This window comes from Paenibacillus sp. FSL R10-2734, assembly GCF_037963865.1.
In the GTDB taxonomy this organism is placed as follows: Bacteria; Bacillota; Bacilli; order Paenibacillales; family Paenibacillaceae; genus Paenibacillus_AQ.
This window is the reverse complement of record NZ_CP150170.1, coordinates 1098518-1111940: the sequence shown is the minus strand read 5'-3', so window position 1 is coordinate 1111940 and position 13423 is coordinate 1098518. Positions and strand designations below refer to the sequence as shown.

The 13423-nt window shown below is 44.0% G+C and carries 12 protein-coding genes; 2 read left to right on the top strand and 10 right to left on the bottom strand.

All coding sequences use genetic code 11. The features are described 5' to 3' along the window. Positions 1 to 2: 2 nt before the first annotated feature. Complete coding sequence (locus tag NSS67_RS05020; protein WP_339318597.1) at positions 3 to 560, bottom strand: prepilin-type N-terminal cleavage/methylation domain-containing protein; 558 nt, start codon at positions 558 to 560, stop codon at positions 3 to 5. Next, positions 544 to 1134 (bottom strand): type II secretion system protein, encoded by a 591-nt coding sequence (locus tag NSS67_RS05015; protein WP_339318596.1) that lies wholly within the window; start codon positions 1132 to 1134, stop codon positions 544 to 546. Before NSS67_RS05015 ends, NSS67_RS05020 begins: the two co-directional genes overlap by 17 nt. Positions 1135 to 1322: 188 nt before the next feature. Here NSS67_RS05015 and NSS67_RS05010 point away from each other — a divergent pair, with 188 nt between their 5' ends. Beyond that, on the top strand, positions 1323 to 2111 hold the full coding sequence (locus tag NSS67_RS05010; protein WP_339318595.1) for an alpha/beta hydrolase family protein: 789 nt from the start codon (positions 1323 to 1325) through the stop codon (positions 2109 to 2111). A 113-nt stretch (positions 2112 to 2224) separates the two neighbouring features. Here NSS67_RS05010 and NSS67_RS05005 read toward each other — a convergent pair whose 3' ends face one another. From NSS67_RS05005 to NSS67_RS04995, 3 genes are all read right to left on the bottom strand, one after another. Further along, positions 2225 to 3061, bottom strand: coding sequence for a phosphoenolpyruvate hydrolase family protein (locus NSS67_RS05005; RefSeq protein WP_042192344.1), 837 nt, complete (start codon positions 3059 to 3061; stop codon positions 2225 to 2227). A 41-nt stretch (positions 3062 to 3102) separates the two neighbouring features. Further along, complete coding sequence (locus tag NSS67_RS05000; RefSeq protein ID WP_339318594.1) at positions 3103 to 4311, bottom strand: Tm-1-like ATP-binding domain-containing protein; 1209 nt, start codon at positions 4309 to 4311, stop codon at positions 3103 to 3105. A gap of 100 nt (positions 4312 to 4411) precedes the next feature. Next, positions 4412 to 5611, bottom strand: coding sequence for a phosphoenolpyruvate hydrolase family protein (locus tag NSS67_RS04995; RefSeq protein ID WP_339318593.1), 1200 nt, complete (start codon positions 5609 to 5611; stop codon positions 4412 to 4414). Positions 5612 to 5867: 256 nt separating this feature from the next. Here NSS67_RS04995 and fliB point away from each other — a divergent pair, with 256 nt between their 5' ends. After that, complete coding sequence (gene fliB, locus NSS67_RS04990) at positions 5868 to 7112, top strand: flagellin lysine-N-methylase (protein WP_339318592.1); 1245 nt, start codon at positions 5868 to 5870, stop codon at positions 7110 to 7112. Positions 7113 to 7188: 76 nt separating this feature from the next. On the opposite strand, the gene argH is transcribed toward fliB, so the two are convergent. The 5 genes from argH to argB form a co-directional block, all read right to left on the bottom strand. Next, on the bottom strand, positions 7189 to 8604 hold the full coding sequence (argH, locus tag NSS67_RS04985) for an argininosuccinate lyase (protein ID WP_060625918.1): 1416 nt from the start codon (positions 8602 to 8604) through the stop codon (positions 7189 to 7191). 94 nt (positions 8605 to 8698) lie between these two features. Continuing rightward, positions 8699 to 9934: an argininosuccinate synthase gene (locus NSS67_RS04980; RefSeq protein WP_339318591.1), complete on the bottom strand. Its 1236-nt coding sequence runs from the start codon at positions 9932 to 9934 to the stop codon at positions 8699 to 8701. Between the two features lie 330 nt (positions 9935 to 10264). Then, entirely contained in the window at positions 10265 to 11233 is a 969-nt protein-coding gene (gene argF / locus NSS67_RS04975) for an ornithine carbamoyltransferase (RefSeq protein ID WP_339318590.1), read from the bottom strand. Beyond that, positions 11230 to 12498, bottom strand: a complete 1269-nt coding sequence (locus NSS67_RS04970) for an acetylornithine transaminase (RefSeq protein WP_339318589.1) — start codon at positions 12496 to 12498, stop codon at positions 11230 to 11232. Before NSS67_RS04970 ends, argF begins: the two co-directional genes overlap by 4 nt. A 69-nt stretch (positions 12499 to 12567) precedes the next feature. Continuing rightward, complete coding sequence (gene argB, locus NSS67_RS04965) at positions 12568 to 13398, bottom strand: acetylglutamate kinase (protein WP_339318588.1); 831 nt, start codon at positions 13396 to 13398, stop codon at positions 12568 to 12570. Positions 13399 to 13423 lie beyond the last annotated feature (25 nt).

Here is a 13423-nt window from a genome sequence, read left to right as displayed (position 1 = left end):
CCCTAAAAACCAAATTTGCTCACCATCTCCATATCATATGTCCTTCCATCGTAATGCTGAGTTAAAAGTAGTTTTATATCGACCAACCCACTTCCACAAGGAGCATCAAGCTTGCAATCCATACCATTAGAGTTAGTAGAAACGATCGTAGACCCAGTAAGGTCGGACTGTATCGAGGTACGAGGATCGTTTATGGTACTATTAATAGTAAGTTTGGTAGGAATGTTCTCCTTTCCTTCGGCAGATACTTCTTCCTTCACAAACTGGATAGTCCGTGAGGAGATAACACCATCAATATCCTTTATCAAATTCAATCCATCTATCGTATTCTCCACTCTAGTAGGCCCGAATACATATAATTCATTAATTATAGATGACATAATCAAATCTGCTTCCTCACGAAGTGAGTTCTCAATCGTTATTTTATGATAGCTACGAAAACCGAACATCATCACCATAGAGATCATTCCTGCAACCATAGCGAATAGGGTAATCGCGGCGATCATCTCAATCAGTGTGAAGCCCTGCTGATTTTTTAGGCAGTTAGCGAATCTTCTCATCCGTAATATATCCCTCCACTACCGTAGTGTAAGTTTTTCCTCCTGGTCCTCCATTCCCACTCACTTCTACCTCGACAGGTATCAGATAGGGTGCCATTTCACTCTTACGAATATCGACCCCTCCACCACTATCCTTTCCCTCTTGCATCTCCTGATGAAGTTGGGACTGGTAGCGAATATTAATCTCATATTTGATGTTGTTAATGACTGGATTTAATACATCTGGTAGTGCTCCGGAATTCACAAAAATATCGCTATATACGCATGTTAATTTCGTTGTACACTCCGAAGCCTTGATCATGGGTGTTTCCCCACCTGCTTCTACAATCTTCTTATGCTCTAGTGGATCTGTTGCAAAGAAATCGCTCATCTTCTCAAAATCCTGCTTCTCCACATAAAAAAGCGCGTTCCGCGCCAGATTGACCATAATCGTCTTGTTCTGGTTCGATTTAGAGTAACTCATGGCGTTTGTAAAGTAAGACGTAAGTACCAGGGAAACTATCGACAAGATCACAATAGCGGCTAGCACTTCGATCAATGTAAATCCTTTTTCCTGCTTTAGGCCTGATTCCATCCTACTTTTTACCTCCCGCCTACGAGAATGCTTTCATATTTGCACGTTTCTTCCTTATTTTTCTACTTCCATTATATTCTTTCATATCCAGCTACAGCAATCCTCAAAACCTTAATAATTCAGATATTTCTACAATATCTCTCACTTTTGCTCTATGCTATCATTTGGAAAGAGAGGGGATGGATGAAATGGCTTTAATAGAGTGTAAATTTTATTCAGAAGTGCTAGGATTGAACACCTCAATGACTGTAATTTTGCCGCAAAAAACAACCACACAAATCGGGATGAGCAACGTAACAAGAGGCGAACTTCACCCTACGCTGTATTTGCTACACGGTTTGTCAGACGATGATTCGATCTGGCTGCGCCGGACTTCTATAGAACGATATGTAGCCGAGATGGGAATAGCTGTAGTTATGCCGAATGTGCATCGCAGTTTCTACACGGATATGGCGGTTGGCGGTCGTTATTGGACCTTTATTAGTGAAGAGTTGCCGATGCTTGCGCGCTCGTTCTTCCCGCTGTCAGATAAACGTGAGGATAACTTTGTAGCAGGGTTGTCGATGGGTGGTTACGGGGCAATTAAGCTGGGACTAGGTAAACCGGAATCTTTTGCAGCAGCAGCAAGTTTGTCGGGAGCACTTGATATGGCGCATCGTTTTTTAAATGAGGAAGATCCTACCGTCAAAAGCAAGGAATACGAAATGATCTTCGGCACAGAAGATATCTCCGGAACGCCCGAAGATCTACTATGGTTGCTCGAGGAAGTGAACCGCTCCACCGGACCCAAACCAGCGCTGTATCAATGCTGCGGCACAGAAGATTTCCTGTACACAGATAATCTGAAATTTCGCGATGCGTGCCGAGAAACCTCCCTTGATTTCACCTACGAGGAAGGCCCGGGAACACATGAATGGGGATACTGGGATGCTAAAATCCGCGATATTTTGGCTTGGCTGCCTTTGAGTAATAACTAGCTTCTTCTAATAGATAACAAAAAGGTGCAGCCATAAGCTACACCTTAATATCTGTTTTATTCAGATCACCCTCTTCGGAGGGTTCTTTTAAAATATAAGGACGCCGAAGACATTTATGCTTGTTTGGTGATTTTTTTAAATAATCCGGTCTGCTCCGTAATCCCTTTTTCAGCAGCAAATCTTTCAATACTGGATGCACCAAAGAATCCGTCAATGCCTTCTGTCCGTTCAATTACGTACGCAGCATCTTCTGGTTCAGCAATTGGTCCACCGTGACAAATCACCATAATATCTGGATTTACTGCTTTCCCTGCTTTAATAATGGCTTCAATTCTTTCAACACAATCATCTAATGTAAGAGCTGTCTTAGCTCCAATTGTACCTTTGGTAGTCAAGCCCATATGCGCCACCAAAATATCTGCGCCTGCTTCTGCCATGGCTTTAGCTTGCTCAGGATCAAACACATAAGGAGTTGTGAGCATATCCAATTCATGCGCAGCTCTAATCATATCTACTTCTAAACCATATCCCATCCCTGTCTCTTCTAGATTCTGTCTGAATACGCCATCGATCAAACCTACGGTTGGGAAGTTTTGCACACCACTGAAACCTTGTTCCTTAAGTTGTTTCAAATAAACCTCCATCACTCTAAAAGGGTCCGTTCCACATACACCTGCTAATACAGGGGTATTTTTTACAACAGGCAATACCTCAGAGCCCATTTCGACTACGATTTGATTGGCATCTCCATAAGATAAAAGCCCTGCCAATGATCCACGACCTGCCATTCTGTATCTTCCTGAATTATAAACAATCAGCATATCCGCTCCGCCAGCTTCACTGCTTTTTGCAGTAATCCCTGTACCAGCCCCAACACCTAAAAGAATCTTTCCATTTGCCACTTCTTCTCTAAACTTCGCCATGATTTCAGTTCTTGTATTTTTGTTCATGTGTAACGCCTCCATCATTATTTAAATGTTCTGTGTTAGTGTTATTTGCTCATGAGATCTATTAGCTTTTGAGCTGCTGCTTCTGCAAACTCTACATCATTAATGGCACATTCCATTTCGATAACCTCGACAACATTTCTGTTCACACCATTTCTCAAGGTATCAAATAACATTTGATCTTCCTCTACGCCATAAAAAGCTTCCCCTGCAACATCAATGCCGGATATCCCTTTAAGAGGCAACATTAATACCGTTTTCTCTTTGGCCATATTTAATTTCTCGACAAGCTTCTTGCCGATGGCTTCATTTTCTTCTACCGTTGTTCTCATCAAAGTAACTGTAGGGTTATGCTTATAGAACTTATGTCCAGCAAATTTCTCGGGTACCGTATCGTAAGGGCCAAAGTTGCACATATCAAGCGCGCCTACCGATACAACCTGCGGAATAAGATGTTTACCAGCAGCTTCTAACCGATGAGGTCCTGCATTCAGCACGCCGCCAATAATTTCGTCCGCCCATTCAGTTGTGGTCAAATCCAATACGCCTTCAATAAAACCAGCCTCGATTAACGCTTCCATGGACTGGCCGCCTACACCTGTTGCATGGAATACAAGCACTTCATATCCTCTAGCTTCAAGATAGTTACGGGCCGCTGTTACACAAGGTGTTGTTACCCCAAACATCGTTGTAGCAATTAAAGGTTTTTTCTCTATCGCTTGTTTATTCTCAAATTTAAGCATACCGGCGATGGCGAAGGCTGCATTGGTAAAAATCTTTGTTGAAATGGAGTTCAGTCCAGCAACGTCTACTACGGATGGCATCATGACAATATCACTAGTGCCTACATATGGAGCGGTATTCCCTGAAGCTACGGTCGAAACCATCACTTTAGGTACACCAATAGGCAATGCCCGCATACCAGGTGTAACAAGCGAGGTACCTCCAGTCCCCCCAAAGGAAATAATTCCATCAAATTTGCCTTGCTTATATAATTCAGGTACTAATTTTTCCATACCTTTGGCTAATAATTCTGTTGCTAATGCTCTATCTTTCTTGGCCACGAGCTCATCTATACTTACACCCGCGGCTTCTGCTACTTCTCGGTTGGAGATATCCGGTGTAAATGTGGGCTCAAACACACCCGTATGAATCGTAAACGTACCTAGCTCCAAGCTTTCTAGCAAATTTTTAATGTAGAGATATTCTTCACCTTTGGTGTCAAAAGTTCCGGCAATGGCAATCGTCTTCATTTCTTCAACCTCCTCTTCAAATATCTGCAACAAAAAAAGCATGATCAACTTATGAGTTAATCATACTTCTTTGGTTTATCTATGAAAACGCTTTTATGTCTTATGTTTTTGTGTTTATGTTAGATTTATATTGTTTCGGAGAGTAACCTTTGTACTTCTTAAACATTTTGCTAAACTGCGCATAGTCTTGGTATCCAACTAATGGCGCTAGCTCAGATAACTGGATATTGTCTCTATGTAATATTTCCGCTGCCTTATCCATCCGAAATTGCACGAGATACGTTTGGAAGCTGCAGCCTACTTTTTTGGTAAACAAGCTACTTAAGTAACTTCGGGATACATGCGCCACCTTAGCTAAATCTGCAAACAAGATCTCATTCATATAATTTTGCGCAACGTATTCTTTTACAAATTCAACATAATCATAGTGCTTTGTGATTCCGTCTAACATTTTAACCATAAAATCATCTTCATCCAGCGTGCCCGATACTTTAAAAGCTTTGGTTATATTCGTAATGGACTTCTCCGATGGAATTCTTTCAAAAGCAGATCCCCCGATATAACCCATCAAGTTTTGATTATTACTGTACATATATTGCACATCAATTGGCGTTTTCACTGGACCACCATAAACCAATTTAATTAAATTTGGCTTTAGCGCATTGCATGTATTAAAAATCTTGTCCGCCTTAGCCTTGGCAGCTTCCAGAGAGAATACTTTTTTAGCTCCTAATAATCCCCCTTCAGTTAAGCCTAAATGCGCACAAATAATATCCGCTCCAGCCTCGATCATCTGAACTGCTTGGGTTTCATCAAATACAAAGGCTATGGTAAACAAATCTTTTTCATGGGCTATTCTTATAGCTTCTACTTCAAGTAGATAACTATTCCCTTCTTCTTCGAGCGCTTCTCCAAATTGACCATCTATTAATCCAACCGTGGGGTAATTATTAATTCCGGAAAACCCCTTATTCTTTATCTCACTGATGTAGGTCTCCATGTCTTTTGTCGGATCGGTTGCATTGAGGCCAAAAATAATAGGAATATCTCTTACCAAAGGTATGATCTCTCTAGATGCAAAGTCCATCACCATATCATTGCTATTGCAAAATGGCAAAATCCCAGCGAGAGAACTCCTCCCCATCTGGCGGAATTTACCCGAATTTAACATCAGAAGGAAATCGGCGCCACCCTGCTTCGCATACTTCGCAGTTATTCCAGCACCTGTGGCTACTCCAATAATATGATTGCCCAGTTTTAATTGCGATCTAAGCTCGTCTAGGATTTGCTCTCTACTCATACTTATGAACCCTCCTATCCCTAATCTAAGGATAACCGTAAAGAACACTGTGAATCCAGTCTTGTTGTGTTTAGAGTCCAATTAGATAAAAAAATCCCGCCTAGCGGAAAACAAGACCTTTGCCTACCAAGAAGTCCACGATATCCATTGCATTCGAGAAATCCGTGTTCACAGTTCCAGATTCATCTTCATTGGATCATGATTTCTGCCGATAATAAACCTACATGGCATTCTAAACTTTAAGGGGAAATCTATCATGATAGAAAAAAAGCGCGTTGTTCTTGTTCCAGAATACTTAGAGAAATTTGCTTGTATTGGATCAAGTTGTGAAGATACATGCTGCGTTGGCTGGCGGGTAGATATTGATCAAAAAACCTATAAGAAATATAAAAACGTAAACGATAGAGAAATGAAGCCTCTACTAAATAAGCATATAAAACGTAAACGTTCCAACCCAACAGAGCTTAATTATGCAAAAATAGTGATGGATTCTGATGCAGCTTGTCCACTTCTAAATGAAGATAAGTTATGTTCTATACAAAAGACACTAGGGGAGGGCTACTTATCTAATGTTTGTAGTACTTATCCTCGGACCACGAACCAGGTTAATGAAGCATTGGAGAAGTCCGCTACGTTATCATGTCCTGAAGTGGCTCGTTTGGTCTTATTAAACCCAAATGGCATTCAATTTAAAGAGATTGAAGAGTCCCTAAATGTCCGAAATTTTATGAATAAAAAAATAAATACTTTGCAAGAAACGTCCTCACATAAAATAAATGGATACTTTTGGGATATGCGTATTTTCACAATTCAAGTCTTACAAAATCGAAGTTATTCAATAGCACATAGACTAATCATCCTCGGAATGTTCTATCAGAAAATACAGGGAATTCTCTCAGAAGGAACTGTAAATGAAATTCCTCAGCAAATCGCTTCCTATAGCAGCATGATCGAAGACGGAAGCTTCCGGGACGCTTTGGCAGGTATTCCTACATCAACAACTATTCAAATGCAGCTCTTAAAAGAACTGGCTGATGTGCGTATGAACGTGGGAGTACAGAGCAAACGATATATAGAATGTTTTGGTGAGGTACTCCATGGTATTCAATATACGGAAGATTCTACAGTTGAGGAAATTTCTGAAATATACCAACTAGCATATAGTGAATACTATGCCCCCTTTATGTCATCTAACGAATATATACTAGAGAATTATTTAGTGAATTATGTGTTCAAAAATCTATTCCCAAGTACAAATAATACGGATATTTTTGATTCCTATATTCTACTTGTTGTTCACTATTCTTTAATCAAATTACATCTAATCGGCATGGCTGGATATCATAAGGAGGATTTTGGGGTTGATCATGTGATTAAACTGATTCAATCCTTTGCCAAGACGATTGAGCACAACTCCTTGTACTTACGCGAGGTTATTGAGTTGCTTAAGAATAATAACTACTCCTCTATGGCGTATATGGCTATTCTAATAAATAACTAAATGTCTGCTATATAATCAAAATCCCGCCCACACAACCTTACAAGGCGTGCGAGGCGGGATTTATGTTTAATATTATTTACAATATAGCGTCACCGTGTTTTACTACCCATTCATTAGCTTCGTGCAGTGCCTGCTCCGCGCGTTCAATCGCAGCCTTCACCTGAACGGTGGCTGTACCACCATAAACGTTACGAGCGTTAACTACCGCTTCCGGTTGAAGAACAGCATAGATATTCTCGTCGAACAGCGGTGAGAATTGCTTGAACTCTTCCAGCGTCAGATCCAGCAGGAACTTGCCTTCGTTTATGCAGTAGAGCACTGTTTTTCCGATTACTTCATGCGCTTGGCGGAAAGGAAGACCTTTGCCTACCAAGAAGTCGGCGATATCCGTAGCATTCGAGAAGTCCGTGTTCACAGCTTCACGCATACGTCCCTTGTTCACCTTCATGGTGGAAATCATCGGCGCGAACAATTGCAGTGCACCTGTCAGTGTAGTAACGGTATCGAACATGCCTTCTTTGTCTTCCTGCATATCCTTGTTGTACGCGAGTGGCAGTGATTTCAGTACAGTCAGCAAGCCAATCAGGTTGCCGTATACGCGACCAGTTTTACCCCGTACCAGTTCTGGTACGTCCGGGTTCTTCTTCTGTGGCATAATGCTACTGCCTGTGCAGAAAGCATCATCCAGTTCCACGAAACTAAACTCTGTGCTACTCCACAGTACCAATTCCTCACTGAGTCTGGATAGATGTGTCATAACAAGCGCTGCATTCGCCAAGAACTCCACGATGAAATCGCGGTCGCTGACAGCATCCAGACTGTTCTCGTAAACACTGTCAAAGCCCAATTGCTCGGCCACAAAATGGCGGTCGATCGGGAAGGTCGTTCCCGCAAGCGCTCCTGCTCCGAGTGGCAGAACGTTGATCCGTTTGTAGCTGTCCGTCAGACGTTCTGCATCGCGGCGGAACATGGAGACGTAAGCCAACAAGTGGTGAGCAAACAGGATCGGTTGTGCCCGTTGCAAATGCGTATAACCAGGGATGATCGTCTCTACGTTATCTTTGGCTTGTTCAATTAAAGCTTCCTGTAATTCATGCAGCAAGCTAACTAGCTCAACTACACGGCCCCGTAAATAAAGGTGCATGTCCGTTGCAACCTGATCGTTACGGCTACGTCCTGTGTGCAATTTACCACCGACCGGACCGATTTCCTCGATCAGATGTTTTTCAATATTCATATGGATGTCTTCATCCGCTACTGAGAAAACAACCTCTCCAGCGTTAACCTTGTCGAGCACCTTATTCAGACCTTGCTTAATCGTCTCCACGTCTTCTTGTGGAAGAATTCCGCATTTTCCCAGCATGGTGACATGCGCCAGACTGCCTTGCACATCCTCTTTGGCCAAAGCCTTATCAAATCCAATGGAAGCCGTATACTCCTCCACCAGCTTGTTTGTTCCTTTAGTAAACCGTCCGCCCCAAAGCTTGCTCACCTGTAGTTTCCTCCTCTTGGACGCCAGAGGGCCGCTCCTATCCTGACGGGAGGAACGGCCTTCGGGGTTGCCCGTTTAAGTTTATGTTATCGTTCTATTTCGAAGCTCCATTTACACCTGTAGAAACTTTTAGGCGCAATGCGTTCAAGTGGATAAACCCAGTTGCATCCCCTTGATCATAAGCTTGTGTAGGATCAGCTTCCATCGTTGCAATTTCAGGGTTGTACAGGCTGACCGGGCTCTTCACCCCAGCGCCGATGATGTTGCCTTTGTACAGTTTAAGACGAACAGTACCCGTTACATTTTGCTGGCTCTGTGTTACAAGAGCTTGCAGTGCAATACGCTCTGGTGCGAACCAGAAACCGTTATACACCAAAGTGCTGTAACGAGTGATTAGGCTGTCACGCAGGTTCATTACTTCACGGTCCATCGTGATGGATTCCATTTTGCGATGAGCGACGAACAGGATTGTTCCACCCGGAGTCTCATACACACCACGGCTCTTCATGCCGACAAAACGGTTCTCAACCATATCCACGCGTCCGATACCGTGTTTACCACCTAGCTCATTCAGTTTCTCCATCACTTGAAGTGGTGATAAAGTCTCACCATTCAGGGCTACGCAATCTCCCTTAACGAAATCGAGTTCCAAATATTCCGCTTCATCCGGAGCATCCTCAGGAGCATTGCTCAGCAGGAACATTCCTTTGTTCTCCGGTGCGCTTGGATCGAACCAAGGATCTTCCAATACGCCGCTCTCATAGCTGATGTGCAGCAGGTTACGGTCCATCGAATACGGCTTCGCCGCAGATGCTTGTACCGGAATATCATTAGCTTCCGCATAAGCGATCATTTCCGCACGACCTGGGAATTGATTGCGGAACTCTTCCAAACGCCAAGGTGCGATCACCTTAATGTTTGGTGCCAGTGCAGCTACGCCAAGTTCAAAACGTACTTGGTCGTTACCTTTTCCTGTCGCGCCGTGCGCGATAGCCGTTGCACCTTCAGCGATGGCGATATCCACCATACGCTTAGCAATCAGTGGACGAGCAATGCTAGTTCCGAGCAAGTATTGGCCTTCATAAAGCGCGCCAGATTGGAACATTGGGTAGATGAAATCGCTAGCGAACTCATCGCGTAGGTCATCGATGTATACTTTCGATGCGCCGGTTGCTAGTGCTTTTTCCTCCAAACCGTCGAGCTCTTCTTTTTGACCGATGTCGGCTGTGAAGGCGATGATCTCCGCATCATAGGTTTCTTTAAGCCATTTCAAAATAACGGATGTATCTAGTCCGCCGGAATAGGCGAGTACAATTTTTTCTTTAGGCATGGTGGGGCAACTTCCTTTCGTGTGGGCTATATAAATTAAAATAATCGTGCTATCGCTAGCACTTTGACGATTAATCGTAACTGCGCTACATTTTTGGACTTCCGGTCGCTGTTATAATCAGATTTCCATGATTTTGATCTGCATTCGCAGTTGAAATCTGATTATAAAGGCGAACGCTCCGCTCCTACAGTTCCAAAAATTCCGCTCCATTACTATATCGTCAAAATTCTAACATCACACAACATTATTTAAATTTATATAGTGTTTTATATTTTATATAATCTAAGACCAATATTAGTGTTAATCCTAGTATTCAATTATTCTATATCCTTAACCCATTAGCGCGGCCATCAAAGCTTTTTGCGCATGCAGGCGATTCTCAGCCTGATCAAAGATGACCGAGTTAGGGCCATCAATCACGCCTGTGCTGACCTCTTCCTCACGGTGGGCTGGCAGGCAGTGCAGGAACAGATAATCGCTCTTCGCGCCTTTTGCTAGCTCCTCATTGACCTGATAGTCCTTGAATGCTGCTTCACGCGCCTTTTGCTCCTCTTCGAAGCCCATGCTCGCCCACACATCGGTATAGATGACGTCAGCGTCTTGCACAGCTTCTTGCGGGCTGCGAGTGACCACAATTTTCGCTCCAGTTTCCTTTGCGATCTCACGAGCTTCTGCTACAACCGCTGCATCTGGCTCATAACCTTCCGGTCCAGCGATAGATACATCTACGCCCAGCTTGGCACCGCCAATCATCAGAGAATGCGCCATATTGTTACCGTCACCGATATATGCCAGCTTCAGTCCCTTGAGCTTTCCTTTGTGCTCATATATCGTTTGGTAATCCGCCAGCACTTGGCAAGGATGTGCCAGGTCGCTAAGACCGTTGATTACCGGAATAGAGGAATAACGAGCAAGGTCCTCTACTTTGTCATGGCCGAACGTACGAATCATAATTCCGTCGAGATAACGCGACATTACTTGCGCTGTATCTCCAACGGTTTCTCCGCGTCCAAGCTGGATATCATTTTTGCTCAAGAAAAGGGCATGCCCCCCCAGCTGATACATTCCAACTTCAAACGACACACGCGTACGGGTAGAGGATTTTTCAAAAATAAGACCAATCGTCTTCCCCTTCAGCGGCTGAAATTCTTCGCCATTCTTCTGCTTCTTCTTCAGCTCAATCGCTGAATCTATTAAGTACGTGATTTCTTCCGGGCTGTAATCGTTCAGCTCCAGTAAATCACGGCCTTTCAGTTGCTGCGCAATGGTGTGCTTGTTACTCTGTACGCCCTGACTCATGAGCTTACCTCCCCGTTTGCTTGTTTAGCATAAGTATGAATGAGTTCGGATAGGATGTCCACCGCTTGGTCGATCTCCTCTTTACTTACATATAGATTAGGCAGCAGGCGAAGGACATTAGGACCAGCTGTCACGAACAACAGGCCTTTCTTTTGTCCAGCCAAAACAATATCGCCCGCTGGTGATTGACATTCAATCCCGATCAACAGTCCTTTACCACGGATATCCTTCACAAAAGAACAGTCCGCCAGCTTCTCTTTCAAAAGACCTGTCAGGTACTTACCCATTTCTTCAGCACGCTGTGGAAGCTCATCTTCCAGCATCGTCTCAATCGTCGCTGCCATAACCGCTGTTGCGAGTGGTGTCCCCCCGAAGGTGGACGCATGGCTGCCCGCTGAGAAAGCTTCACGCAAATATCCTTTACCAAGCATTAATCCTGCTGGAAAGCCACTTGCAATCCCCTTAGCCAAGGTGAAAATATCCGGTTCAATTCCATAATGCTGATGAGCGAACAGCTTGCCCGTACGCCCCATACCCGTCTGTACTTCATCTACAATCAGAAGCAATCCATGTTTCTTACATAATGCCACTACAGCGTTCAAGAACTCAGGTTCGACCTCAAGCACACCACCCTCTGCAAGCACCATTTCCATCATGATAGCTGCTGTATGATCTCCGATAGCCTCTTCTAGCGCTGGTAGATCATGCAAGGGTACAGTCTTGAAGCCGGCTGGAAGCGGCAGGAAGCCTTCTTTTACCTTTTGCTGTCCAGTAGCTGTTAGTGTTGCTAATGTACGTCCATGGAAGGATTGTTCGAAAGTGATGACCTCATAACGATCAGCACCTTTTACTTTCTGATGGTAACGACGAGCCAGCTTAATAGCAGCTTCATTCGCTTCTGCCCCACTATTGCAAAAGAATACTTGGTCCGCACAGCTATTCTCTGTCAAAAGGTTTGCGACTTTGTCCTGTCCAGGAATATGGAACAGATTCGAGACATGCCAGAGCGTATCAATCTGATCCTTCAGCTTAGCGCCGACTTTCTCAGGAGCGTGGCCTAGACTGGTCACAGCTAATCCACTAGTGAAATCGAGGTACTTATTCCCTTTATCATCCCATACCCAGGTGCCCTTACCTTTAACTAAGCTGATATCATATCTGGCGTAAGAAGGGAACACTGCACTCAGCTTGCCTGCAGCAACATCTGGTGTGCCTGATCCTACTGTATCGGTCTGCTGTGCCCCCGCTTGTGTAAGCTTGCTCATTCTAAGTCACTCTCCCATAGGCTACTCCTGTAATCAGATAGCGCCTCTATTTTATATTCATTTATGATCCTACGAACGAATAATACGTGTACCTAACGCTTCACCTTGCAGTACTCGACTAAGCACCCGCGGTTCTTTTCCATCCACAATGATAACCTCTGATACGCTACCTTGAATGCAATCGATAGCTGCTCGCACCTTAGGGATCATACCGCCGTAGATTTCTCCACTTTCGATCAAGGCTTCAATTTCTTGCACAGTGACGGATGGAAGCACAACCTTTTGACCATCCACCGTACTCATAATGCCAGGCACATCTGTAACTACGATCATTTGGGGAGACTCTACATAGGAAGCAACAGCCCCTGCCGCTGTATCTGCGTTAATATTGTAGCGCTGACCAGCCGCATCTACTCCGATAGGTGCAATGACAGGAATATAGCCCATACCAATAATCCCTGTTACGATATCAGCCTTCACTTCTGTTACTTCTCCTACCAAACCTACTTCAGCACTATTAGCCACTGGTTTAGCAATAATCATATTACCGTCAATGCCCGAAAGCCCCAGAGCTAGACCGCCACTCCCTTGAATCCGCCTTACAATCGCCTTGTTGATACTCCCTGCCAGCGTCATCTCTACGACATCTAGTACGTCCTCGGTAGTCACTCGCAAACCATTCACGAAGCTACTTTCAATGCCCAGTTTTGCTAGATTCTCTGAAATAGCTGGCCCTCCGCCATGAACAATGACAGGCTGAATGCCTTCCTGCTGCAAATCTCGTAAATCCTCAAAAAAAGAATCAGGCAGTGCCGCCAGCGTACTCCCGCCGCATTTCATCACAAACAATCCACTACCATCTAATGCATCTATAAGTTCAAGCTCACTATTTAGCGTCATATCATCGGTATCCTTCCGTTGTGGG